Annotated in this window: 21 protein-coding genes, 1 tRNA gene and 1 riboswitch; of the genes, 17 read left to right on the top strand and 5 right to left on the bottom strand. The window is 59.6% G+C overall.

The features are described 5' to 3' along the window. Nucleotides 1–3: 3 nt before the first annotated feature. Nucleotides 4–2898: an excinuclease ABC subunit UvrA gene (gene uvrA, locus ACZ1JM_RS18040; protein WP_465133716.1), complete on the bottom strand. Its 2895-nt coding sequence runs from the start codon at nt 2896–2898 to the stop codon at nt 4–6. 204 nt (nt 2899–3102) lie between these two features. Here uvrA and ACZ1JM_RS18035 point away from each other — a divergent pair, with 204 nt between their 5' ends. The 4 genes from ACZ1JM_RS18035 (at nt 3103) to ACZ1JM_RS18020 (ending at nt 4918) form a co-directional block, all read left to right on the top strand. After that, nucleotides 3103–3540: a hypothetical protein gene (locus ACZ1JM_RS18035; RefSeq protein WP_465133715.1), complete on the top strand. Its 438-nt coding sequence runs from the start codon at nt 3103–3105 to the stop codon at nt 3538–3540. Between the two features lie 105 nt (nt 3541–3645). Next, nucleotides 3646–4047, top strand: a complete 402-nt coding sequence (locus tag ACZ1JM_RS18030) for a hypothetical protein (RefSeq protein WP_465133714.1) — start codon at nt 3646–3648, stop codon at nt 4045–4047. 79 nt (nt 4048–4126) lie between these two features. After that, nucleotides 4127–4699, top strand: coding sequence for a septal ring lytic transglycosylase RlpA family protein (locus ACZ1JM_RS18025; RefSeq protein ID WP_465135127.1), 573 nt, complete (start codon nt 4127–4129; stop codon nt 4697–4699). A 60-nt stretch (nt 4700–4759) separates the two neighbouring features. Beyond that, on the top strand, nt 4760–4918 hold the full coding sequence (locus ACZ1JM_RS18020) for a hypothetical protein (protein WP_465133713.1): 159 nt from the start codon (nt 4760–4762) through the stop codon (nt 4916–4918). A 50-nt stretch (nt 4919–4968) separates the two neighbouring features. Here the strand turns inward: ACZ1JM_RS18020 and ACZ1JM_RS18015 are convergent, their stop codons facing one another. Then, nucleotides 4969–6813, bottom strand: coding sequence for a TonB-dependent receptor plug domain-containing protein (locus tag ACZ1JM_RS18015; RefSeq protein ID WP_465133712.1), 1845 nt, complete (start codon nt 6811–6813; stop codon nt 4969–4971). A 105-nt stretch (nt 6814–6918) separates the two neighbouring features. Next, nucleotides 6919–7119: riboswitch (cobalamin riboswitch) on the bottom strand. Between the two features lie 205 nt (nt 7120–7324). Between ACZ1JM_RS18015 and ACZ1JM_RS18010 the strand changes: the two genes are divergently transcribed. The 11 genes from ACZ1JM_RS18010 (at nt 7325) to ACZ1JM_RS17960 (ending at nt 21080) form a co-directional block, all read left to right on the top strand. Continuing rightward, the gene (locus ACZ1JM_RS18010) at nt 7325–8491 is read left to right on the top strand and encodes a cell wall hydrolase (protein WP_465133711.1); all 1167 of its coding nucleotides are present in this window, start codon (nt 7325–7327) and stop codon (nt 8489–8491) included. Between the two features lie 156 nt (nt 8492–8647). Then, on the top strand, nt 8648–8998 hold the full coding sequence (locus tag ACZ1JM_RS18005; RefSeq protein ID WP_465133710.1) for a hypothetical protein: 351 nt from the start codon (nt 8648–8650) through the stop codon (nt 8996–8998). Nucleotides 8999–9274: 276 nt separating this feature from the next. Then, nucleotides 9275–10237: a malate dehydrogenase gene (gene mdh / locus ACZ1JM_RS18000; protein WP_465133709.1), complete on the top strand. Its 963-nt coding sequence runs from the start codon at nt 9275–9277 to the stop codon at nt 10235–10237. A gap of 121 nt (nt 10238–10358) precedes the next feature. After that, the gene (sucD, locus tag ACZ1JM_RS17995) at nt 10359–11249 is read left to right on the top strand and encodes a succinate--CoA ligase subunit alpha (RefSeq protein WP_465133708.1); all 891 of its coding nucleotides are present in this window, start codon (nt 10359–10361) and stop codon (nt 11247–11249) included. 195 nt (nt 11250–11444) lie between these two features. Beyond that, nucleotides 11445–14294, top strand: a complete 2850-nt coding sequence (locus ACZ1JM_RS17990) for a 2-oxoglutarate dehydrogenase E1 component (protein WP_465133707.1) — start codon at nt 11445–11447, stop codon at nt 14292–14294. A gap of 8 nt (nt 14295–14302) precedes the next feature. Continuing rightward, nucleotides 14303–15550, top strand: a complete 1248-nt coding sequence (odhB, locus tag ACZ1JM_RS17985) for a 2-oxoglutarate dehydrogenase complex dihydrolipoyllysine-residue succinyltransferase (RefSeq protein ID WP_465133706.1) — start codon at nt 14303–14305, stop codon at nt 15548–15550. A gap of 104 nt (nt 15551–15654) precedes the next feature. Then, nucleotides 15655–17052, top strand: coding sequence for a dihydrolipoyl dehydrogenase (gene lpdA / locus ACZ1JM_RS17980; protein WP_465133705.1), 1398 nt, complete (start codon nt 15655–15657; stop codon nt 17050–17052). Nucleotides 17053–17192: 140 nt separating this feature from the next. Beyond that, on the top strand, nt 17193–18686 hold the full coding sequence (locus ACZ1JM_RS17975; protein ID WP_465133704.1) for a DUF4403 family protein: 1494 nt from the start codon (nt 17193–17195) through the stop codon (nt 18684–18686). A 98-nt stretch (nt 18687–18784) separates the two neighbouring features. After that, entirely contained in the window at nt 18785–19228 is a 444-nt protein-coding gene (locus ACZ1JM_RS17970) for a hypothetical protein (protein WP_465133703.1), read from the top strand. A gap of 17 nt (nt 19229–19245) precedes the next feature. Then, nucleotides 19246–19992, top strand: a complete 747-nt coding sequence (locus tag ACZ1JM_RS17965) for a TorF family putative porin (RefSeq protein WP_465135126.1) — start codon at nt 19246–19248, stop codon at nt 19990–19992. 119 nt (nt 19993–20111) lie between these two features. Further along, nucleotides 20112–21080, top strand: coding sequence for a quinone oxidoreductase family protein (locus ACZ1JM_RS17960; RefSeq protein WP_465133702.1), 969 nt, complete (start codon nt 20112–20114; stop codon nt 21078–21080). A 61-nt stretch (nt 21081–21141) separates the two neighbouring features. On the opposite strand, the gene ACZ1JM_RS17955 is transcribed toward ACZ1JM_RS17960, so the two are convergent. Together ACZ1JM_RS17955 and ACZ1JM_RS17950 are read right to left on the bottom strand one after the other, a co-directional pair. Then, the gene (locus ACZ1JM_RS17955; RefSeq protein ID WP_465133701.1) at nt 21142–22320 is read right to left on the bottom strand and encodes an amino acid aminotransferase; all 1179 of its coding nucleotides are present in this window, start codon (nt 22318–22320) and stop codon (nt 21142–21144) included. 109 nt (nt 22321–22429) lie between these two features. Beyond that, entirely contained in the window at nt 22430–23260 is an 831-nt protein-coding gene (locus tag ACZ1JM_RS17950; RefSeq protein WP_465133700.1) for a DUF1134 domain-containing protein, read from the bottom strand. Between the two features lie 272 nt (nt 23261–23532). On the opposite strand from ACZ1JM_RS17950, the gene ACZ1JM_RS17945 reads away from it, so the two are divergent. Together ACZ1JM_RS17945 and ACZ1JM_RS17940 are read left to right on the top strand one after the other, a co-directional pair. Continuing rightward, nucleotides 23533–23624 (top strand) — tRNA-Ser (locus ACZ1JM_RS17945). A gap of 183 nt (nt 23625–23807) precedes the next feature. Further along, complete coding sequence (locus ACZ1JM_RS17940) at nt 23808–24074, top strand: Arm DNA-binding domain-containing protein (RefSeq protein WP_465133699.1); 267 nt, start codon at nt 23808–23810, stop codon at nt 24072–24074. A gap of 33 nt (nt 24075–24107) precedes the next feature. On the opposite strand, the gene ACZ1JM_RS17935 is transcribed toward ACZ1JM_RS17940, so the two are convergent. Next, nucleotides 24108–25154 (bottom strand): endonuclease/exonuclease/phosphatase family protein, encoded by a 1047-nt coding sequence (locus ACZ1JM_RS17935; RefSeq protein WP_465135125.1) that lies wholly within the window; start codon nt 25152–25154, stop codon nt 24108–24110. Nucleotides 25155–25877 lie beyond the last annotated feature (723 nt).

The following is a 25877-nucleotide window of genomic DNA, read 5'->3' as shown; positions in this document are numbered from 1 at the left end:
GCCTTAGTTAACGAGCAACGGCTTCAGATAGTGCCCGGTAAAGCTCCGCGGCTCCTTGACGACCTGTTCCGGCGTTCCCGTGGCGACAATCTCTCCGCCACGGACCCCGCCCTCAGGCCCCATGTCGATGATCCAGTCGGCGGTCTTGATCACGTCGAGATTGTGCTCGATGACGATGACAGAATTGCCCTGATCGACCAGGCGATGCAGCACCTCCAGCAGCTTGCGCACATCTTCGAAGTGAAGACCGGTGGTCGGCTCATCGAGGATGTACAGCGTTTGCCCCGTTGACCGGCGCGCTAGTTCCTTCGCCAGCTTCACACGTTGCGCCTCCCCGCCTGAAAGCGTCGTCGCCTGCTGTCCGACCTTCACATAGCCCAACCCGACTTCGTTCAGCATGTGCATCTTGTCGCGTATCGACGGGACCGCCTTGAAGAACTCTTCCGCATCCTCAATCGTCATGTCGAGGACGTCGGCAATCGACAGGCCCTTGAACTTCACTTCCAGCGTTTCGCGGTTGTAGCGCTTGCCATGGCATTCCTCGCACGTGACGTAGACGTCCGGCAGGAAGTGCATCTCGATCTTGATCAGACCATCGCCCTGGCACGCCTCACATCGCCCTCCCTTGACGTTGAAGCTGAAGCGGCCAGGCTTGTAGCCGCGTTCAAGGCTCTCGGGCAGGCCCGCAAACCAATCGCGAATCTGGGTGAATGCTCCGGTATAGGTCGCTGGGTTGGATCGCGGCGTACGCCCGATCGGGGACTGATCGATTTCGATCACCTTATCGCACTTTTCCAGACCCTTAATCCGGTCGTGCGCGCCGGCAATCACGCGCGCGCCATTCAGCTGACGGCTGGCGCCTGCCTGCAAGGTGTCGATGGTCAGCGACGACTTTCCCGATCCCGACACCCCCGTCACACAGCAGAACGTGCCGAGCGGGAACTTGGCCGTTACGCCGGTCAGGTTGTTAGCGCGGGCATTTTCCACCGTGATAAAAGAGCCGTTCCCCTTGCGCCGTTTCTTGGGCACGTCGATCGCGCGAGTGCCGTTGAGATATGCAGCGGTGAGGCTTTGCTTGCTTTTCAGCACTTGTTTCAGCGTGCCTTCGGCCACAACCTGCCCGCCGTGCACACCGGCTCCGGGGCCAAGGTCCACGATGTAATCTGCAGTGCGGATCGCATCTTCGTCATGCTCGACGACGATGACCGTATTGCCTAGGTCGCGCAGCCGCTTGAGCGTTTCAAGCAACATGTCGTTATCGCGCTGGTGCAGACCGATGCTCGGCTCGTCCAGCACGTACAGCACGCCGGACAGGCCCGATCCGATCTGGCTGGCAAGGCGAATACGCTGGCTTTCACCGCCAGACAAAGTCCCGCTGGTACGATCCAAATTCAGGTAATCAAGGCCGACGTTGTTGAGGAAACCCAACCGCTCGTTGATCTCCTTCAAGATCGCCTTGGCGATCTGCTTTTGCTGTTCCGTCAGTTTCTCTTCAAGCGCACCGAACCACGCAAAACCATCTGAAACGGAAAACCGGGCGGCGTCCGCAATGTCATTGCCGGCGATCTTCACGCTCAACGCCTCAGGCTTGAGCCGCTTGCCATGGCAGGTTTCGCACGGCTGGGCGGTCTGGAACTTGGAGAGCTCCTCTCGCATCCAAGCACTATCGGTCTGGATCATACGGCGATTCAGGTTGCCGATGACGCCCTCGAACGGTTTGTTAACGGTATATTCTTTGCGTCCGTCCTTGAACGTCAGCGGCACCGCCTTGCCTGCCGTACCGTGGAGGATCACGACTTTCACCTCAGGTGACAGCGAGTCCCATGCGGTCGTCAGGTCGAAACCGAAATGTTTGGCGAGGCTGGACAGCACCTGCATGTAGTAAGGCGACGGCGGGTTCGATTTTGCCCAAGGGACGATGGCGCCCTGCTTCAGCGTAAGATGCTCGTTCGGTACGACCAGTTGCGGATCGAACAGCAGTTTTTCACCCAAGCCATCGCATGCCGGACATGCGCCCTGCGGCGCATTGAACGAAAACAGGCGAGGCTCGATCTCCTCGATCGTGAAACCACTTACCGGGCAGGCGAACTTCTCGGAAAAAACGATACGATTGGCAGGAAGCCCCGCGCCTTTCATCGCTCCGCCCGCATCTTCATCCTCGCGACCCGGGACAGTGCCGTCCGCCATGTCGGCATAGACAAGGCCGTCGGACAGCTTCAGCGCCTGCTCGAAACTGTCCGCCAGACGCGTCTGAATGCCTTCCTTCACGGCGATGCGATCGACCACGACCTCGATGTCATGCTTGAACTTCTTGTCGAGCGCCGGGGCATCCTCGATCTCGTAGAATTCGCCATCGATACGGACGCGGGTGTAACCGGCCCGCTGCCATTCGGCGAGTTCCTTGCGATACTCGCCCTTGCGCCCACGAACTACTGGGGCGAGCAGATAGAGCCGCGTGCCGTCCGGCAGCGCCATGACGCGATCAACCATGTTGGATACCGTCTGCGCCTCGATCGGCAGGCCGGTCGCGGGCGAATAGGGAATGCCCACCCGCGCCCACAGCAGACGCATATAATCCCAGATTTCGGTCACGGTCGCAACGGTCGACCGGGGATTGCGGCTCGTCGTCTTCTGCTCGATCGAGATCGCCGGAGACAGCCCGTCGATATGCTCGACGTCCGGCTTCTGCATCATTTCGAGAAACTGCCGGGCATAGGCCGACAGGCTTTCCACGTAACGACGCTGGCCCTCCGCATAGATCGTATCGAACGCGAGGCTGGATTTCCCCGACCCCGAAAGGCCGGTGATCACGATCAGCTTCTCACGCGGGAGCGCGATGTCGAAGCCTTTGAGATTATGCTCGCGCGCGCCGCGCACGGTGATGTGGGTGAGACTCATGGAGGCGGTATGTTCCAGATTTGTTCGCGTGGATCAAGCGGCAGGCTCGGCGTGCTTTCCTAAATGGGACACGAACGCGACATGGCAAGGACCAGGGAGGGTCATTGGCCGACGATGTCGCCTGTCTGCCAAGGCACAGGGAAACCATGCCTGGTTTGTGCGTTAATGACCGGAAGGGAAGACATGAAGACAGGAGAATGCCCCATGCGCTCTATCATGCGCCCCATCGCCCGGATGATCGCTCCGGTGTCCCTGATTGCGCTTTCGGCTATGGCCGTCCCCGGCGCTGCGCTCGCCAGCAACTCGCAAACCTCGCACGCCGATCTGTCGACCATTCCCGAACCCGGTGATCCGGTAGCGGAGCGTCAGGCGCTCAACGAACAACAGGCACAGGCCGCACAGCGCCAGGTCGATGAAAACATCGCGCGCGAAAATGCAGCGGCCGCGGAGATGGCAGCTACCGAAGTGCGCACCGAGCGCAATGAAGCGGCCTATCAGCAGGCGTTGCAGAACAACGAAGCCGCCGTTCAGGAGTATCGGGCTGAACGCAAGGACTGGGAACGTAGCAACCCGGCATGCTGGAAAGGTGATGCGATCCGGTGCCCTGCGGACGATGCCGGACCCGGTGCAGTCGGGGGTTGATCCCGGCTCTGCCGCGACCAGAACGACCAACCGCCTGTCGCAACCGCTTTGCATCGCTTCCATCCCGCTGGCATACAGTAAGCTTGAGGTGGAAGGGGTGCTTCGATGGGGTACACGGTTGGTCGTTGTCTGGCGGTGGTCATTGCGCTCAGCATCAGTTCGATTGCGATCGCGGATGATCCCTATGATCCCGACCTGACGCCCGACGAAATAGCGCGGGACACAGCGACAATTCGCCGGATGAACCAGGATCAGCTCGACTACGTGCGCAACCGGGATGCGGGATATGCGCAAGGCTGGTCGGATTATAATTCCACCCGCTCCCGTCCAAAGCTGGATGACAAGGGTTACCGTACAGACCTACAAAATTATGACCTGGCGCGAGCCGACTATGCCCGGCAGCGTCAGGATTATGAGAGGCAGCGGAATGACTATGATCGTGCCATGCAGGAATGGCGTGAAGATGCCTCGGCCTGTCGCGCGGGATATTACGACCGCTGCGACTAAATGACGACGAGGCCATAGTTTGTGGAAAGCAAACAGGCCCCGGTTGGAGGGTCGACCTGTCGGCTCTAGCATCTGGTTGATGTTACGCCCCTGCCGTAACATTCTGATCTGCGCCGTTACGTTCGCGCTTGCAGCTTGCGGAGGCGGTACGAAATACCGACCGGTGAGCGACCTTCCGATCCGTATTGGTCCACCGTACCAGGTTCGCGGGCAAACATTCGTCCCTCAAGCTCAGCCCGACTATGACATGCTTGGATATGCCACGTGGTATGGCAACGAAAGCGGCAACCAGGTCGCCAATGGTGAACGATTCAGACCCGACTGGCCCACGGCAGCCCATAAAACCTTGCCCCTACCATCCTATGTCGAAGTGACGTCACTCGATACGGGGCGGCGGATCATCGTACGAGTAAACGATCGCGGCCCGTTCGGAGAGAGCGCAAGGATCATTGATCTGTCTAAAGGCGCGGCCGAATTACTGGGCGTGCGCGAAAAGGGGAAAGCGGCCGTGCGGGTTCGCGTGGTCGACCCATCCAACAACGATCGCGCAGCCTTGCGCAAAGGGCGTCCAGCAGCTGGATTGGCGCCGATTTCTCCGTATGCGCTGGGCAGCCTGCAACAGCAGTTCGCTCGAGGGGTCGGAAACCGGTAGGCTGACATCAAGGAACCGGCCTGCTTACAGGAGCGTTCTTGTTGAAAGAGGAGAGAGATCATGAGCATCGGAGCTGAAATCCCCTTCCGTCGCAGCCGCTTTGCCCGCGCAACCGGGTCGCTGATCTTCGACAGGCAGCGCGAAGAACATCAGCGCGAGAAAGAGCAGCATAACAGCCAGATGTGGGTCTGGTCCAAAGGCCACTTCGTGACGAGCTAAAGCCCATTGAAATGGCGGCGGCACCCAAATGAGGTACCGCCGCTGTCGTTTTACATCTTCAGACGAACGCCGGCATAGGCTGACCTACCCGGCGTGCCATAAGTTCGAACGACCTCGTAGTGCTCATCGAAGAGATTTTCGACACGGCCGTAAACTTCGATCTTGGGGCTCACAGCAAACGCCCCGCGCAATCCGACCACCGCGTGACCGCCAACATACTGGGTGTTGAGCGTGTTGTCATACCGGCCGCCGCCGACGCGAAGGTCCATACCCAGCCTGAGGCCGACTTCCCACGCCTTGTCGATGCTTGCGTACAGGTTCGTGCGCGGCCTGCGTGCCAAACGGGTGCCAGTGAGAGCGTTTGTGGCATCGAGGTAAGTGGCCGCAACATTCACGTCGAACCCTTCCCAGTCGACAACCTGCATTCCCAGTTCCACGCCTTTTGCGCGGGCGCGACCCACGTTGTAGTAGTTGAACTGCGTGAGATCATAGTCGATGAGGTTTTTGGTCTTGCGATCGAAATAGGTCAGCGTGAAACGCCCCGTTCCTTCGGCAAAAGGCTGTTCGATCCCGGCATCCCAGCCCGTGGATGTCTCGGCATCCAGAGCTCTGAAGCCACCGTTCGAATAAAGTTGATAGAGCGAAGGCGCCTTGAACCCTTCGCCATAGCTCGCCCTTAGAACCGGAGCATCCACACCCTCGCCGAGAAGCCAGGCACCATTGGCCGCCAAAGTCGTCTTGTGGCCGAAATCCCGATGGTCATCGTAGCGGACACCCCCGTTGAGAGTTAGTCCCGTCAAAGGGCGCAACGTAAGATTGCCGTAGAAACTGTCCATCGACGTCGAGTCCCTCGACCCGAAGTTGTCGGCGAACTTCTGCTTTTCGGTTTCGGCGCCAAGCTGCACGCTCGCCATGTCCACCGGCGAAACCAGCAACTGCCCCTCAAATCGTTCGGTCCGCCCATCGGTCGTGTAGGGACCGAAAACAGCATCGTCCGAAACACGGTGCGTATCGTTAAGGCCGAACCCGATCCGCGCTGAAAGGCGATCGTCCAGTCCCTTGTAGCGCACGTTGGCATAGCCCAGCGTGTCCCGCTTACGCCCGACATTGAGCGCATCCGCGCCCGTGTTGTCATAGTCGTAATTCGCCTTGGTATAAAATCCACCGGCATCGACGGACAGCCCTTGCGCCAGTTCAACTTGCGCCCGCGCGTTCGCGCTCCGGCTTTCGAACCCATCCTTTTCCGTGCCGCCACGGCGTTCATTGAACGCCGAGAAGCCGTCACCTTTCATCCAGCTTCCGCCCAGAGTCAGACCGATTGGCCCGATCAGGCCGGCAACCGATGCAGCGACCTGCCGGCGATCTCGCCAGCCATATTCAGCCTGAGCGCGGGCGGTCCATTCCTCGGTTGGCCGCTCGGTGATGAAGTTGATGACGCCGCCGATCGCCCGGCTGCCCCACAGCACGCCGGAGGACCCGCGCAGCACTTCAACCCGGTCGAACTGTCCGATGGTAAGCGCCCCGAAGTCAAAGCCGCCGCCAACGTCGCCCGGATCGTTGATGCGCACTCCGTCGATCAGCACCAGGCTCTGTGCGTTCTCAGCGCCACGAATGAAGACGCTGGAAGGCTGACCAAAACCGCCTGACTGGACCACCGATACACCCGGTACGCGGGCCAGGACATCAGTGGCAGTGGTCGCCTGGACACGCTCGATATCATCGCGGGTGATGACGCTGATCGACTGGCCGACCTGAGTGATCGGCGTCGGCTCACGATTTGCGGTTACCACGATCGCGGGGGACAACGGGCGGCAATCGGCGCAACCATCGGCGTCCTCTGCAACCGCAGGGGTGCTCGTCACCATGGCACAGCCAAGCAAAAACAGATACTTCACAGCAATTCCTCCAAACCTTTGAACGTATTGCCGTTCATGGCGGAGGCAGGCGCGCCGTCCTCAAGGCTCGCTTGCTCGCTGCATGCCGAACTTCCCCGCTCGGCTGCGGAACGACGACCATGGGCAGGTCTCCTGGCTTCCGGATCATGGCCCGCCCCCGCCTTCCCGGTCGGGCCCGCAACGGGGCCGTCCAGTGGCGCAATGGAGGCGCGCTCTCCGGTCACAGTTGCGGGGGCAGCGCCGACAATCCCAGCCGGCTTCCCTCTTAGGCCTGGCATCGCAGGCACCCATGACGAAGCCGCGCCGATACTGCCTGCCCCCGACTAAGGCAAGCGACACGGCCATTCATGCAACTTCTTAAGAGTTAGTGGTTAGAGCAGTCCCTGTGCCGCAACGGGACGACGATCAATGGTCAGGTGCAATTGCCAGCGCAGCCGACTAGGTCGTCAATCTCCAAATATGCGCCCATCGAAGGAAGCGTGTGTCCGCAGCCCTCTCCCCTACTGACAAGATGGCTGCTCACGCGGTCTTGCGGAGTTGCGCGGCCAATCTACCAGACCGTTTCGAACGTCCGCGCGACTTTAACGGCCGATTTGCGCGCCGCACATACGGGGTGCGGGAACGCCCGATCAAGTTGCGTCGACGCTGGACCCTGGGCGTCACTGCTCTAGCGGCCATTGCACTCCCCGCCTTCGCGGCACCGGGGGGGTGGGGTGACGGATGGGATCGCTTCTCGATAGCTGACGCCGGTTCGCCAGACGGCCCGGGCACTGCAATGCCTTTCGAACAGGCAGGCGCAAGCTTCCCCGGATCAGCTTTCTATTACCTCGACAATAGCCTGGCTCCTCTGCGGGTGGGCGAAGGAATCCGATCGGACGCTGACGACATTCCGTCCGGCCCAACACTGGGCTCCGGTCCCGCAGCTCGTGCTCTTCGGATCGACAATTCGGGCGTGGATCGCTCCCGCGCCGTGCAATGCATGACCGCGGCGATATACTATGAAGCGGCAAGCGAACCCGACGCCGGGCAACGTGCCGTGGCACAAGTCGTGCTCAATCGCGTGGCTCATCCGGCCTATCCAAAGACCGTGTGCGGGGTGGTCTACGAAGGGTCTGAAAGACCGACCGGGTGCCAGTTTTCGTTCACCTGCGATGGGTCGCTCGCCCGGCGCCCGCAACACCTGTTCTGGGATCGGGCCGAGAACGTCGCGCGTGCCGCGTTGGCTGGCTATGTCTATTCGCCGGTTGGCTTGGCAACCCACTACCATACGGTTCAGGTAAGCCCGTACTGGGCGCCGAGCTTGAATTATCTGGGTACGATAGGCGCGCACCGATTTTACAGCTTCAAGGGCGCGGCAGGCAATCCGGCGACGTTCCGCTTCGCCTATTTCGGCGGGGAGCCAATCGCCGCACCCCATCCCCGCAGCGCTTCCTCCAGCGCCGCCGCCGCTGCCGCCGCGCTGGATCCTGTCGCATTGCAGCGCGCGTTTGGGCTGGCCGAGCCCGCAAGGCCCATCGCCGATCAGCAGATCGCGCCGGCATCTGCTCCCGTCTACTCGTCGCAAGTCGAGCAGCGCGGTGGCGATGCGCTGTATCGCGCACAAAACCTGCCTTCATCACAAGGGATCAAGGCTGAATATGCTAACTCCGGCCGCTGGATCGCCCCGCCCCACGATTGACGTGGGGACATAAAATCAATCGATCGCAACTACTTACCTTGGGGAATCTCCCTAAGGGGCATGGTCAATATTTAAGCAACCATTTCCTCTCACGATGGATTAGCGCCTTTGCAGTAAAAGGTGCTCGTACCGAAGAGTAACGAGAGGCCCCCGTTCATGACCATCCGATTTGCCGCCGCGCTGGGGGGGACAAATCCGGCTATCGCTCGGTCCGTCTGCCGTGGCGCACCCTTGGGGGCGATGAACGACAATCATCCTATGCCACGCATTCGCCTCCATGCGATCAAGCAGGCCTATCAGCCTACTCTGGAGGAGGACGAAGCCATCTTGGCCGCCGCGCTGATGCATTTCGCAAGACACGGCCTGTCGGCAGCAGCCAGAGCGCAAAAGGAAGCCGAAGCTGCCCATGCGGCTGGTGACAAGCACCGGAGCGCTCACTGGCTCGGCATCTGCCATCAACTTGATCGGCGTATGGCTGCCGCTACCGCACGGCGAATTCAAGCTTAACTGCTATGTGACCAGTGCCGGAAACTCCTAGCAACTTGAAGTTTGCATGGCGGAAAACAAGGAACAAATACAGTTATACGACTACTAATGCAATTGCGAACTATTATCACTGAAAAGTGTTGCAGCGGGTGCTCTGATTGCCGTTTGGCGGTTGCAATGTGGAACTCAGGGGCGTAGGGCGCCACCTGAAACCCGGCGCCTGTCTTTCTGCGGGATTGAAAGCAGGCCGTCTTGAAGTCCGTTGAATCCCGCCATTGGGAAGGACAAGCACGGATCATGGCTCGTAAGAAGATTGCCCTTATTGGCGCTGGCAATATCGGCGGCACGCTGGCGCACCTCGCGGCGCAAAAGGAATTGGGCGATATCGTCCTGTTCGACGTCGCTGAAGGTTTGCCGCAGGGTAAGGCCCTCGACCTATCGCAGTGCGGCCCGGTCGAAGGTTTCGATGCCAAGATCACCGGCACCAACGATTACGCTGACATTGCCGGGGCTGACGTCATCATCGTCACCGCCGGTGTCGCTCGCAAGCCCGGCATGAGCCGTGATGACCTTCTCGGCATCAACCTCAAGGTCATGAAGGCTGTCGGTGAAGGCATCGCTGCGAACGCGCCAAATGCTTTCGTGATCTGCATCACCAATCCGCTCGACGCGATGGTCTGGGCACTGCGCGAATTCTCCGGTCTTCCACACAACAAAGTTGTTGGCATGGCCGGTGTGCTTGATTCGGCTCGCTTCTCCACCTTCCTCGCCTGGGAATTCGACGTATCCATCCGTGACGTGAACACTTTCGTGCTCGGCGGCCACGGCGATACGATGGTTCCCGTCGTGCAGTATTCGACGGTAAACGGCATCCCGGTTCCCGATCTCATTAAGATGGGCCGCACCACGCAGGAAAAGATCGACGCGATCGTGCAGCGCACCCGTTCGGGCGGCGGCGAAATCGTCGGCCTGCTCAAGACCGGCTCCGCTTTCTACGCTCCGGCAGCGTCGGGCATCGCCATGGCCGAAGCCTACCTCGATGACCAGAAGCGCATTCTGCCGGTCGCCGCTTACGTCGATGGGCAGTATGGCGTTGAAGGACTGTACGTCGGTGTCCCCGCCGTGATCGGTGCCGGCGGCATCGAGCAGATCGTTGAGATCGACCTGGATGCAGAAGCAAAGACCAACCTCCAGGTTTCAGTCGATGCGGTCAAGGAACTGCTGGTTGCTTGCAAAGGCATCGACAGCACGCTCGCCTGAAGGCACACGGTGTCGCGCGGTACGGCCTTAACCAATGGCCAGTATCGCGCGGACCAGAAAGTTTCTTGGGATCTTCCCGGCCCTTCCCGGCTGATCCCATGACCAGGAACAGGAATACTCCATGTCCATTCTCATCGACAAGAATACCAAGGTCATCACGCAAGGCATGACCGGCGCGACCGGCACGTTCCACACGGAGCAGGCGCTGGCGTACGGCACCCAGATGGTCGGCGGCGTTACTCCGGGCAAGGGCGGCACGACCCACATCGGTCTGCCCAACTTCAACACTGTCGCGGAAGCGAAGGCTGCAACGGGCGCGACCGCATCGTGCATCTATGTGCCGCCGCCATTCGCCGCCGACTCGATCCTCGAGGCGATCGACGCCGAGATGGAACTGATCGTCTGCATCACCGAGGGCATTCCCGTGCTGGACATGGTTCGCGTGAAGCGCGCCCTTTCGGGTTCGAAGTCACGCCTGATCGGCCCGAACTGCCCCGGCGTTCTCACCCCCGGCGAGTGCAAGATCGGCATCATGCCCGGTTCGATCTTTTCCAAGGGTTCGGTCGGCGTCGTCTCGCGCTCGGGCACGCTGACGTATGAAGCGGTGTTCCAGACCACCAACGCTGGCCTCGGCCAGACCACGGCTGTCGGCATCGGCGGCGATCCGGTCAACGGCACCAACTTCATCGACGTGCTGGAATTGTTCCTGGCGGACGACGAAACCAAGTCGATCATCATGATCGGTGAAATTGGTGGCAGCGCCGAGGAAGAAGCTGCGCAGTTCCTCAAGGACGAAGCCAAGCGCGGTCGCAAGAAACCAATGGCGGGCTTCATCGCCGGCCGCACGGCGCCTCCGGGCCGTCGCATGGGCCACGCTGGAGCCATCGTCTCTGGCGGCCAGGGCGGCGCAGAAGACAAGATTGCAGCGATGGAAGAAGCCGGCATCAAGGTTTCGTCCAGCCCGTCACTGCTTGGTGAAACCCTTGTGGAAGTCCTCAAGGAACTCGCCTGATCCGATACCTCTGGCGATCGGCGTGGTTCTTTGGAACCGCGCCATCGCCGGGCACTTACCATGTAGCGCACCGCCCGTGGCGAACCTGCGCACTTCCGAGCGGAAATTCGGTCCCTCCTCCCCGGGAACCGTCCGAACCGCAAACACAGTAAAACGCTTGGGCAATTGCGTCCGGTGTGGCGATAGGTGATTCCTATGGGCGACGAGAGTTTCGATTTCACTCCCGACATGGGACTTGAAGAACCGCAGGCGGGCCCAAGCTGGCAGCGCGGCAATTGGCCGCTGGTCGGCGGTGATGCCGAGGACGACTGGACTCAGGGCCTCGACCCTACGGTTCTAAAGGCGCAGATCGAAAAGTCCGCAGCCAAGGGTGGCGGCAAAGTAGATCAGGCCAGCATCGATCAGGCTGCTGCGGATGCCTTCCGCGCCATGACGCTGATCCGTACCTATCGCGTGCGAGGCCACCTTGCCGCCGATCTTGATCCTTTGGGCCTGAACCAGCGCAAGCTACCCGCCGACCTCACGCCTGAATTTCACGGCTTTGTTGGCGCCGCACAGGATCGAAAGGTCTACGTCGGTGGCACGCTTGGTTTGGAGTGGGCGACCGTCCGTGAAATCGTCCAGATTCTGCGCGCCAATTACTGCGGCAAAGTCGGCCTTGAATACATGCACATCGCGGATACTGAAGAACGTCGGTTCCTGCAGGAACGAATGGAAGGCGCGAACAAGGAAATCGAATTCACGCCAGAGGGCAAAAAAGCAATTCTGGCTGCGGTCGTTCGCGGCGAGCAGTACGAAAAGTTCCTCGGCAAGAAGTACGTCGGCACCAAGCGCTTCGGCTTGGATGGTGGCGAGTCCATGATTCCCGCGCTGGAAGCCGTCATCAAGTACGGCGGCCAGCTTGGCGTGAAGGAAATCGTCTATGGCATGGCTCACCGTGGCCGACTGAACGTCCTCGCCAACGTTCTTGCCAAGCCGTACAAGGTCATCTTCCACGAATTTTCGGGCGGCACTGCCAATCCGGAAGACGTCGGCGGCTCTGGCGACGTCAAGTATCACCTCGGCACGTCGGCCGATCGTGAGTTCGATGGCATCAAGGTTCACATGAGCCTGATGCCCAACCCCTCTCACCTCGAGACCGTCGATCCGATCGTTCTGGGCAAAGTCCGCGCTTATCAGGTCATCGCGGATGATATCGGCGACGACATCGGCCCGGATGCGAAACACAAGCAGGTGCTCCCCGTTCTGATCCACGGCGACGCCGCGTTCGCCGGCCAGGGTATCGTCTGGGAATGCTTCGGCCTGTCCGGAGTCAAGGGGTACAACACCGGCGGTTGTATTCACTTCGTGATCAACAACCAGATCGGCTTCACCACCAGCCCGCAATTCGCACGCAACTCGCCGTATCCTTCCGACGTGGCGAAGGGCGTTCAGGCGCCGATCCTGCACGTCAACGGCGATGATCCGGCAGCGGTTACGTTCGCCTGCAAACTGGCCATCGACTACCGCCAGACTTTCGGTCGTGACATCGTTATCGACATGTGGTGCTATCGCCGCTTCGGTCATAACGAAGGCGATGAGCCTGGTTTCACCCAACCGCTGATGTACGCCAAGATTCGGCAGCACCCTCCGGTGAGTAAAATCTACGCTGATCGTCTGAAGGGCGAAGGCGTGATTGACGACAGCTTCCTGTCGCAGACCGAGGGTGCGTTTACCGCTCATCTCGAGGAACAGTTCGAGGCTGCCAAAACCTACAAGGCCAACCAGGCTGACTGGTTCGCGGGGCAGTGGAGCGGATTCCACAAACCTGCCGACCCTGAAACCGCGCGGCGCAACGTCGATACACGGATCGAGCAGAAGCTGTTCGACAGCCTAGGCCGGACCCTCACGAACGTCCCGGAAGGTCTGACCGTCCACAAGACGCTCGCCCGCGTGCTGGCCGCTAAAGAAGAAATGTTCAAGTCGGGCGACGGCTTCGACTGGGCGACGGCGGAAGCGCTCGCTTTCGGCAGCCTCGTGACCGAAGGTTATGGCGTGCGCCTTTCTGGCCAGGACTGTGGGCGCGGCACGTTTTCCCAGCGTCATGCGGTCTGGACCGACCAGGCAGACGAGCACAAGTACGTGCCGCTGACCACCCTGCCCCATGGCAGCTTCGAAGTGCTGGACTCCACGCTGTCCGAATACGGCGTGCTTGGCTTCGAGTACGGTTACGCCAGCGCTGACCCCAAGACGCTCGTTTTGTGGGAAGCGCAATTCGGTGACTTCGCCAACGGCGCGCAGATCATCATCGACCAGTATGTCGCATCCGCCGAATCGAAGTGGCTACGCGCAAACGGTCTCGTGATGCTGCTGCCCCACGGCTACGAAGGACAAGGTCCGGAGCACTCCTCCGCCCGACTGGAGCGCTACCTCCAGCTTTGTGCGCAGGACAATATCCAGGTCTGCAACATCACCAGCCCGGCGAATTATTTCCACGTCCTGCGTCGGCAGATGCACCGCCCATTCCGCAAGCCGCTGATCATCATGACTCCCAAGTCATTGCTGCGTCATCCGCTTGCCAAATCAAGCGCCAAGGATTTCCTGGCAGGCGATTTCAAGCGCCTGCTGTCGGATCCGAACGGCTCGGCGGACGAAGCCACCAAAAAGGTTATCCTTTGCTCGGGCAAAGTGTTCTATGACCTTCTTGAAGCGCGCGATGCTGCCGAAATCACGGATACGCAGATCGTCCGCGTTGAACAGCTCTACCCCTTCCCAGGCGAGCCGTTGACTAACCGACTAGCTCGAATGCCGAACCTCGAAGAAATCGTCTGGTGCCAGGAAGAACCCAAGAACAATGGTTCCTGGTTTTTCATCGAGCCCTTCGTAGAGGATGCGGCCAAGGAAGCCGGCGTATCGGCGCCTCGTCCGCGTTATGCCGGTCGTTCCGCTTCGGCATCGCCCGCTACAGGTCTTGCCAAGCGCCATGCTGCCGAACAGGCGGCGCTCGTTGCCGATGCGCTAAATCTATCCGTCCGTTCCGAACTCCGTCGCAAGCAGAAGGCTTGAGATAAATCATGTCCACTGAAGTCAAGGTCCCCACGCTCGGCGAGTCCGTCTCCGAGGCCACCATCGGCCAATGGCTCAAGCAGCCCGGTGAAGCCGTTGCCGCTGACGAGCCCATTGCCAGCCTCGAAACCGACAAGGTCGCGATCGATGTCATGTCCCCCCACGCAGGCGTAATGGGTCAGCAGTTGGCCAAGGAGGGCGACACGGTCACCGTCGATGCGCTGATCGCAACGATCGAGGAAGGTTCAGGCGCTCCGGCCGCCAAGCCCGCGTCGGCCCCCGCGGCTGCACCAGCCAGTGCGCCTGCTTCAACGCCCTCACCAGCACCTGCTGCATCCGCGCCGTCCGCCGATGAAGCGTCCGGCGGCGCTTCCGTGCTGTCGCCCGCCGTGCGCCGCGCGATCCTGGAGCACGGCATCGACCCTGCCACCATCAAGGGAACCGGCAAAGACGGCCGCATCACCAAGGATGATGTAGTCGAGGCGGCCAAGAACAAGCCCGCTGCCGCGTCGCCTGCAGCCAGTGCATCTTCTGCCGCGTCGGTGCCGGCAGCCGCTCGCAACGAAGAGCGCGTTAAGATGACCCGCCTGCGCCAGACGATCGCCAAGCGTCTGAAATCCGCGCAAGATAACGCCGCCCTTCTCACCACCTTTAACGACGTGGACATGTCCGCTGTTATCGAGGCGCGCGAAAAGTACAAGGATGTCTTCCAGAAGAAGCACGGCATCAAACTTGGCTTCATGTCCTTCTTCGCCAAGGCATCGGTTCTGGCGCTGAAGGATATTCCTGCAGTCAATGCCCAGATCGACGGCGACGAGATCATCTATCACGATTACGTCGACATCTCGATCGCGGTTTCGGCGCCAACCGGTCTTGTGGTCCCTGTCGTCAAGGACTGTGACAAGCTTGGTTTTGCCGGCATCGAAAAAGCCATCGCGGATTTCGGCAAGAAGGCCAAGGATGGCAAGCTTACCATGGAAGACATGAAGGGCGGCACCTTCACGATTTCCAACGGCGGCGTGTTCGGCGGCCTGATGTCGACCCCGATCATCAACCCCCCGCAATCAGCAGTTCTGGGTCTGCACCGCATCGAAGACCGAGCCGTGGTGCGCAATGGCGAAATAGTCATCCGTCCGATGATGTACATTGCCCTGTCCTATGATCATCGCATCATTGACGGGCGTGAGGCGGTCACTGCACTCAAGACCATCAAGGAAGCGATTGAGGATCCCACAAGGCTGCTGATCGATCTTTGATGCCGGTGTTCTGCTGGCCTGTTTCGGCTGGCGGGACCATTTTTTGAATACCAAGACCCGCGTATGACCGGTTAGGTGCATTACGCTGGAACGGAGGCCTCAACATGGCTGAATACGACTACGACGTTCTTGTGATCGGTGCCGGCCCTGGCGGGTATGTTGCGGCCATTCGTGCAGCGCAACTTGGCTTGAAGACCGCCTGCGCCGAAGGTCGCGAGACTTTGGGCGGCACCTGCCTCAATGTTGGTTGTATTCCGTCAAAGGCTCTGCTGCACGCATCGGAGTACTTCGACGCGGCAAAGAACGGCGCGATGGCGGCCATGGGTATCAAGGTCAATCCAGAGCTCGACCTCGACACCATGCACGGGCAGCGCAAGGACGCGGTGAAGGGCCTGACCGGCGGCATCGAATTCCTGTTCAAGAAGAACAAGGTCGACTGGTTGAAGGGTTACGCTCAGTTCAAGGATGCGCACAGCGTCGAGGTAGCGGGCAAGACCGTCACCGCCAAGAACATCGTCATCGCCACTGGATCGTCGGTGACACCGCTTCCTGGAGTCGAGATCGACAACGCGGGGGGCGTGGTCGTCGATTCTACCGGTGCTCTCGAACTAACCTCCGTACCCAAGAAGATGGTCGTCATCGGCGGGGGCGTGATCGGCCTGGAGCTGGGATCCGTATGGCGCCGTCTGGGCGCTGAAGTCACGGTGGTCGAATTCCTCGATCAGCTTTTGCCTGGCATGGATAATGAAGTCCGCAAGGAAGCCGGCAAGATCTTCAAGAAGCAGGGAATGAACCTGAAGCTGGGCACCAAGGTCACCGGTGTTTCGGTTGAGGACAAAGCGGCGAAGGTTACCATCGAACCAGCCAAGGGCGGCGATGCGGAAGTGATCGAGGCGGACGTTGTTCTCGTTTCGATCGGCCGTCGTCCGAACACCGAGGGCCTCGGGTTGGGCAATATCGGTATCGAATTGAACCAGCGCGCTCAGATCGAAACGGACCACGACTTCGCCACCAAGGTCGATGGCGTCTGGGCCATCGGGGACGTCATCCCCGGCCCCATGCTTGCCCACAAGGCAGAAGACGAAGGCATCGCGGTCGCCGAAAATATTGCTGGCCTGACGGGCATCGTGAACCACGCCATCATTCCAGGCGTCGTGTACACGGTCCCTGAATTCGCCGGGGTTGGCCTTACCGAAGAACAGGCAAAAGAACTGGGAGCGGTAAAGGTCGGGAAATTCCCGATGTTGGCCAATTCCCGCGCCAAGACAAATCATGAGCCGGACGGGTTCGTCAAGATAATCGCCGATGCCGAAACCGATCGCGTGTTAGGGGTCTGGTGTATCGCAACGGTGGCCGGAACGATGATCGCTCAGGCTGCGCAGGCTATGGAGTTCGGCGCAACCAGTGAGGATATCGCTTACACCTGCCACGCTCACCCAACGCATTCCGAAGCGATCAAGGAAGCGGCGATGGCGGTGACGGGCAAGCCCATACATATCTGATCTTCCTGATCAGCGGCTTTAATCAAAGGCCAGCGCTGCGTGAGCGGCGCTGGCCTTTTCCGTTTGGGTAGCCAGATACGGAACCGAAATGCCCTTCTGGCTATTCTTCGCCTAGTGTTTCACGGGGCGTTTCACGATCGATGTTGCGGAACTTCTATAAGAAATGCGCGGGGCTATTAGCCGTTGCGACACTACTGGTAGTATCGGGATGCAACCGCGATCGCGGTGGGGGGGCGCCACCTCGTGCCCATGATACAGTCAAGATCGAACCTCAGGCATCTCTTATCACAGTACCTGTCCGTGCTGACTTAGACCGCCTAGCCAAGGCGCTGGATCGCGAAATACCGACCACGCTCTGGAGGATAGACAAGCCCGACCAGACATGTGCCCCATCCCGCAAAGTCGATATCGGCATCGCCAAGATCAAAACGCCAACCATCAAGTGTCGTATCGTTGGAGCGGTAACGCGAGGGCCATTACGGTTTGCGGGCAAGGGCGAGCAGATCCGGTTGGCGATGCCGATCCATGCCGTCATTCACGCTCGTGACATCGCCGGTATCCTGAAGCAGGAAACCGCAACAGCCGATGCCACGGCGCATGCGGTGATTTCCGTGAAATTGGCCTCTGACTGGACACCGCGCGGAACGGTCCGCATCAGCTACGACTGGACAAACAATCCTCATGTCGAGTTTCTGGGTCAGAGGATCGACCTTACCGAGCAAGCCGAACGCCAGCTGGAACCGGTCGTTGCTCGGCTGGAGAAACAACTCCCTGGGCAGTTGGGACGACTCGAGGTTCGAGAACAAGTGCAAAAAGCGTGGGCGTCCGCCTTCACCACCCTCTCTTTGAACCGAGACAATCCGCCGGTTTGGATGCGGATCAGCCCCAAGGAGGTTCAGTACGGCGGCTATGAAATTGACGGCAAGAACCTCGTCCTGCGTCTCGGATTGAAAGCCATTACCGAGACATTCGTCGGGAAGCGGCCGCCAGATCCGGCGCCCTCGCCACTCCCGCTACTCAAAACTTTGGAAACACAGGCCGGATGGCTGTCTTTCTTCATACCCGTCGTAGCAGACTATCGTGAACTCGAACCGGTCCTGATGAAAGCGTTGCGCAAGCGATCCGCCAGGCCTTTCGAGGTTCCGGGCGTAGGGTCTGTCAATGCAGAATTTCGCAAGGCAACGATCTATGGAACTACTGGTGGGCGGATCGCCGTTGGTGTCAATTTCATCGCACGAGATGCTGCGAACCGGGTGGGGCCCACTCACGGCACCGTTTGGATGACCGGCATTCCTACTAACAATACGAATTCACGCAGGATCGGATTTGACCAGTTTGAGGTCAGCGGCACGACCGATATGAAGGGTGGCGACCTTATTCTCAGGATGGCCAACGCCCCTGGTTTGGATGCCACGATTGCGGCTTCTCTCGCCCAGAACTTCGAAAATGACTATCGCAAGCTTCTCGGCAAGATTGACCGGGCCCTCGAAGACAAGCGCGAAGGCGATCTGATCATCAGCGCGGAAGTGACAAAGACCCGGACGGGACAGATCCGGGCCGCGGGGCGTGGACTGTTTTTACCAGTCTGGGCTGAGGGCACTGCATCCATCAGGTTGGCACCGCAACTGCGCTAAGTTCCATACACTTGCGACACAGAGCAGAAGCAATCTGACTTTAGCAATGCTTAAGGATTGGGCATAGATGCCTGCTTTTTGCGCAGCCAGGAGGGAATATGAGCGTGGTGACGATTTTGGCCGCAGCGATGGTCGCAAGCACGGGCGTGCCCTCCGTTGCTGACCATTCCGTCCAGATCGAGCATCATGGGGGAACCTATCGGGTGGATTACCGTCCTATGGTCGAAACCAATTGGCGCACGATCGGTATCGCACCTCCCACCCGTACGTCCACCCAGCGCTGCATCATCACCGCAACGATCTCGGTGCAGCGCGTTATCGTGAGCCCGCAGTCCCCACAGGAATTGACATCGATGCTCCCTGCGGAAAAAGAGTTTACCCGTCATCTTCCAGGTGACTGCAAGGGACGACAAGGCCAGGCGAACGATCTGGTCGCAGATAAATCGGCAGCGATCGGTTCACATATGGTGGAACTTGCTGCTGCAGATCGGCATAATGCGATAGCGGCGATCGACGCCGCTCATCATCTCGCGGCAAATTGAAGAGACCCATTAACCCGATGCACTATCGTTTGTTGGCTACGGCCGCCGCCGTGTGCGGCGGCCTTTGTTCGTATACCGCCCATGCCCAATCCGCCCCTTCGACCATCTCGGTCGAAGCCCAGACTGATCTTAGAGAGCGCGGCATAAGCTGGAGCAATGGCAAACCCGCTCTGTCCATTAGCGCGGATCTGAACCCTGCTTATAATATCTCGGTCGCAGTTGAAGCTTCCACTCTACGAAACAGCGCGCGACATGGCGGCGCGGACGGAGCGTTGACGATCACGCCAAGGTATACCCTATCGAGCGCCGGTTGGGATTTCAGTACAGCCGCGCGTGCGAACGTCTTCGTAGGGAAATCCGGCATGAGTTACTATGAGCTGATGGGCGATGTCAGTCGCACTATAGGCCCCGCTCAGGTGACCATCGGGGCTGCTTTCGCGCCCTCGCAAGATGCTATCGGCGGGTCGAACCTCTATCTTGATGCAGCCGCATCAGTCAGCGTCCCGGGTACGCCGTTCACGATTTACGGTGGCTACGGGCATACGTCCGGATCGTCGCGCAATGATCCACGCTCGGCGCGATTGCGTCCGGGCGGCGACTACGCGGACCATCATATCGGCATCGAGAGAAACAGTGCAAATCTGGCTGCCGGACTTCGCTATTCGGGGACTTCAATTGGACGCAGCGAAGTGAACTCCGCTGCGCCCTATTACGATCGCGACTATGGATCACGGATCGTCGCCTACGTGCGAGTGACGCCCTAGACAATCTGCGATCATCTGACACCCAGTCTTCACTAGCTGTGGGATTGACCAGCTACGCAGGCGCACACGAAGCTGGCATTTGCTACTACCGATGACGGCGAATTGCCGGCTTTTGGAGAATGGCGATGAAAGCGGTCTGGTACAGCGAGAATGGCGGACCCGAGGTGATGCAGTTCGGCGAGGTGCCAGAGCCGGCAGTCGGACCTCATTCGGTTCTGATCAAGGTGGAGGTAATCGCGATAGAAGGCGGAGACCTGTTGAACCGAATCCACACGCCGCCCTCCCGCACGCCTTTTGTGCCAGGCTATCAAGCAGCGGGCACGGTCGCGTCTGTCGGTGCGGCGGTGACCCGTTTCAAAGAGGGAGACCGTGTGGTCGGCTTCCATTGGAACGGCAGCCACGCGGAACTGTTCGTCGTTGAAGAGCACCATACCTACCCCCTACCAGACCAACTGGACATCGCGCTTGCCGCAGTCGTTCCCATCGCATTTGGCACCGCGTACGATGCGCTGTTCACATATGGCGGCCTAACCGCAGGAGAAACGGTGCTTGTTCAGGGCGCTGCTGGCGGTGTCGGACTGGCGGCGGTGCAGTTGGCGGCACAAGCCGGCGCAATGGTTATCGGCACTGCGTCCAGTGACGAAAGGCTAGCGCGCATCAGTCCTTACGGAATGACCCACGGCATCAATTACCTCGAGAACGACATAGCCGAACGCTGCAAAGCAATAACCGGCGGTCGCGGTGTCGATCTCGTTCTGGATTTAGCAGGCGGCAAGGGCAAGGATGCGCTGGTCGATGCGCTGCGAGGCCATGGCAGGTATGCCGTCGTCGGCGCCGCAGAGGGCACCCTGCCCAGCTTCGGGTTCTTCGAACTGATCCGCAAGGCTATGCAGGTCACGGGCATTTCATTTGGCCGCGATATGCATACGCCGCGCGTTCATGACTTGCTGACCAGCCTGTTTCATAAGGCCCAAGACGGAACCTTGGCCATGCCCATCGAACGGGAGTTTGCCCTCGCCGATGCGGTGGAAGCGCATCGCTTTGTTGCCGAACAGCATCCGTTCGGGCGAGTGCTGATGCGGCCGTGAAACCAGCGGCAGTACTTTTGAAGTCGGCCGGTCCTCATCGAGCACCGGCCGAAAAACATTCTCAACCCGTTACGTCAGCCACTGCTGCAATGAACTGATCGATGTTGCTGGTAGTCAGACCTGCGACATTGATGCGCCCCGATGCCGCGAAATAGATGCCATGCTTCGATCGCATTTCCTGAACCTGTTCGGGCGTGAACGGAATGATGGAGAACAGCCCGTTCTGGCCGCCAACCGGCGCCAGATCGACCCCGCCCGTCTCACCCGCCGCGGCAAGGCGAGCGCGCACCTGACGCATGCGGTCGCGCATTTGATCAAGCTCGTCGAGCCACTGCGCCGTCAAGGCTTCGTCTTCAAGGATCACCCGGACTGCGGCGGCTCCGTGATCTGGTGGCTGCGACCAGTTGGCGCGAGCCAGCGAGTGCCCGTTCGACATCACGCGCGTCAGGTCGGCCGGATCGGCAACCATCGCGTAGAGCGCGCCCACGCGATCGCGATAAAGCCCGAAGTTCTTATCACATGAATAGCAGACGAGTGCCTCCGGAACCGCCACGAGCACGCGACGGACACCGTAGGCGTCCTCTTCCATGCCCTGGCCAAGACCCTGATAAGCGAGATCGAGAACGGGGAGAACTTTGCTGTCCGACAGAAGCCCGGCGATTTCATCCCATTCGGTGCGCGAGTAATCGATCCCGGTGGGATTGTGGCAGCAACCGTGGAGCAGGATGGCGTCACCCTCAGTCGCGCCGCTAAGCGCGCTTCGCAAGACATCCATGTCCGTTGTGCCGTCAGCTGCGGCATGGCTGAACTCCAGAACGTCCAGGCCAAGGTCGGCGCAGATCTGGTTGTGGTTTGGCCAGCTGGGCTTGCCCACAATCACGCGGGTGTAGCCAGCGCGCTTGACCATCGCGAGAGCCAGGCGCAGCGAACCAGTGCCGCCAGGCGTCTGCATTCCTTCAATTCGGCCACCCATGTCCGGGCTGCCCTTGCCGAAGATGTAAGGCATCAGTGCTTCGACGAAGCCCATATCGCCTTCCGGCCCGAGATAGGCTTTGGAATCCTGCTCCGCGACGAGCTTGCGCTCCGCCGCCTTGATGGCGCCGAACACAGGGGTTTCGCCCTGTCCGGTACGATAGACGCCGACCCCCAGGTCGATCTTATCGATACGCGGATCGGAGTTGTGGAGCTTGATCAGCGCGAGAAGCGCGTCAGCGGGCTGTTGCTTGAGATCGTTTAGCATGGCGGGCGGCCATTAACCGCCCGCGTCCACCAGTGCAACCAGGGAGTCGCCCCGACTGTGCGTAAGATGAACTAAACGACTGTCTGCATGCCAATGCGGGGGCAAGATTTCAAAATGGCAGCCAGCGCTGCTTTTCCGAAAACTTCATGTAACCGATATTGGCCCCCAACCGCAGGCCTGCTCCCGCCCTTACCGGAATGAGCACGGTATTGCCCCGACGCAGATAGCTGACCGTGAAACCACCAATCAGGTAAGCCTGCCCCTCGCCTGCGCCGAAACGGTGATACAGTTCCTGCGTATCATACAGGTTGTAAACTAGCACAAACGCGCTGGACGCGTTCGCACCGGCGTCGAAACCGATGGAAGGGCCAGTCCAATAGACCGGCCGCTCACCCTCTATCTTATGGTGCAACGTGCCCGAACCATACCGCAGACCAACTGCGATTGCGCCACCGGCCTCTCGCCCGACAATGTAAGCGTTCGGTTCGCCCTGTTTGGCCAACAGATCGCGGATGACGTCGGCCAGACCTTTGGCCCCTTTGCCGAATACGCCCTCGGCTGCTCCGATCAGATCATCCTCACGGTATGTCGCGCTGGTATCGCCGGTGGCGACTGCGGGCGGTGGCGTCACAGTGGGGGCAGGTTCAGTGGGGGAAGGCTGAGGCGTCCAGTCGGTCGCCGGGGGAGCGTCCACCGGCATCCCGTTTCCAGGAGCAGATGAAGATGACGTATTCTGTGAGCGAGTTGTCCCTTGATTGAGGTCGCCATCAATAGCCGCGTCGGGGTCCACCGTGGTGACCTGCGCTGAAGCCGACGCCAGCGGCGTGACCGCAGTGAGCAGCATCGCCGCCATCGCGCTAAGGACAGTTCTCAACGTTCCCGCTTTCATCGCGACGAGTCCGGCCGGCAAACGCTCCATGGCTTTTTCGCGGTTCGGCATTGAATGACCCCTTTCATGGCATACGCCTTGTTCCAGCATGTGCCGGACTATCCCCACCCCGCGCCCCGTGCGCGTGCAGAACTGGTACACTCTTAAAAGAATCCACCACGCCTGACCTCGCAATGAACGGGCGACAACTTGACTCCGTTTTGCGACGGATCGTGCCGATTGCCTATCGATTTTGCGCTTTCAACTAAATTGACAGTGGGAGGAAGATCGCCCCTTGCCGCCCGCAATACCTCTCGTTATAGGCACCGCCCTGAGCCGCATCCGGAGACGTGGGTGAGTGGCTGAAACCAGCGGTTTGCTAAACCGTCGTGCCCTTAAGGGGGCACCCCGGGTTCGAATCCCGGCGTCTCCGCCAGCGGCCGCATTTCAGCGGTCTTCTGCGAACATTTGCGAACTATGGAAAGCCTCAGGTTTCTGAGGCTTTTCGTGGTTTTGGCGTTCGCCGACGCTCGTGGAAAAACGCGGCGAGCCAGCGCCGGAGTTATGGCTAGGGTTATGGCTTGATCTGCCCGCGTAGGCTATTTTAAGAGGACGGATCGTGCCCTCACGCGCGCGTAACAAGCTCACGGCTCGGCAGGTGGCCACGCTCACCGAGCCGAAGGTCTATTCCGATGGCGGCGGATTGTACCTGCGCGTTCGTACTTCCGGCCGATCGTGGTTTTACATTGGCAAACTGCACGGCAAGCGAATCGAGCTGGGGCTAGGCTCGGTCCTCGATGTGACGCTTGCGAAGGCGCGGGAAAAGGCTCCGCGATGCAAGGACGCGTGGATCTGTGTCGATTGGCAAGGGGCTTCGCAAAATTAAATGTTCGAACGCATTGATGAGGGAGTGCGGTATTCAGCAGCCACTTTTGCTGGCCTTTAGGTCGTCCTGCCACGAAAGTTCATACGTGACGAGAAAGCCGTCATGGTCAGATAGCCTCGGGCCGCTTGGCCCTCCATCGAACATCGCTTCAACTCGAATGGGTCTTATAGACACAGCATCGCCGTGCCAAAAAAACTGCAAATCCTGCGTATCCATCCATGGTTCGTCACCATCCCATGACATACGAACATCACAGTCAGACTGCGGATCCGCACAAACACGGTGGACCAGGCTCAACTCCTGATAAATCGAGAAACCTTCCCAGCGTGGCTCCGAATGTCGCATGTTGAAATCGCCGCCAAATATCAACGGAAAGGCGTCGTCGTGCGTGGCGTTGATGAATTGCGAAGCCTCTTGCACCTGACGTTTATGGGCTTCAAGGTTTCGTTCGGCTGGAGTCTTCGATGCCGCGCGTGAATTCATGTGCGTGTCGTAGATATCGATGGGGGTCGGAACACCTGGAATCGAAATCTGCGCCTGCATGATCCCCTTGTTGGCCAGACAATCCAACCCTGCGCAGGAGCGGCGCCCGTACGCCTGCTTGTGCACTTGGGTGATCGGATATCGAGAAGCCACGGCGAGCCCGCTGCCGGACAGATGGATGCCTATTTCTCCTCGCGTGATATGAGATCGACCCGGCAAACGCTCTTGGGTGGATTTGCCGGCAGCTGACGTCCGATGGGGACCCGCAACAATCGCAGGATAACCACTACCGGCAACCGCACGCTTCGCCGCGCCGCTGAACATTTCCTGGAATAGAATAACGTCGGGCGCACTACCTCCGGTTCGTAACTTGGCCAACCGTTGGCCTATTTCACGCAGGTATGTCGCTCGACCACGGCGGGCTGGAAACCCCAAGCCCTCTATATTGTAGGTAAGCACAGACAGTGTGGTAGACTTCCTGCCACCTTCACTTGTGTGCCAAAAGGGTGCGCTTGCATTTGAACAAGAAAGCTCTCGATAAGGCAATGCAGTGGCGCAGGCGGTAAGGCTCACTAATGCAAAAGCTAGAAAAAGCATTCGTAATACGGCCAGCATGCCACCCCCAGGTCTTTCGCGAATAACAAGCGCCAGTTCATCGTAAACCCCATCATAGCACCTCTCGCAAGTCTACGAAGGGCGGCAGCCAATCAGGCACTTATACCTGTGAGTAAACCAATGCGAGACCCTTCCAACTTCCTAGCAGGCAATTTCCATTCCCCCAGTACGATCGGCCCCGGTCACGGCACGTTAGGCTGGTACCCTCCGATATCCTCATGGAATCATGTTAACACGGAAAGGATCGATGCCGCGTCCATGTCGGTGATGCTATTTGCGATTTTGCTCGCTCAATCGCGCGTTGAAAGCAGCTTCGTATCGATCAGCCAGCAGCCGACACCCATTCAGTGTGCCATATCCGGCTGACTCTCTATTTTTCAGGCGCTGCAAGCGAGCCTGACCGTCCGAATGCTCGGGATGACCCGTAATTAATATATCGCAAGAGATGCCTCCGCTCGCAAAAAATTACTGCGAATTCGCACAACGGGCCACTACCCACATTTTGCTGAACTCCATACCGCTGGCATCTGGACCGGAGCGGATGTTGTTGTTGCTCGACGCATCGCCCTTAAACACGCAACCAACCTAGAAGAGCACCGGCCCGCCAAGCGGCGCTGATCCAGCTTTAAGCTAATCCCGCCGGAAGCAATCAAACACGCAGAGCGAAGTTGAAACTGGCAAGTATCGAGGATGTTCGCCTACTCC

The organism is Novosphingobium sp. BL-S-24, assembly GCF_055521575.1.
This window is presented reverse-complemented; position numbering and strand designations above follow the sequence as displayed.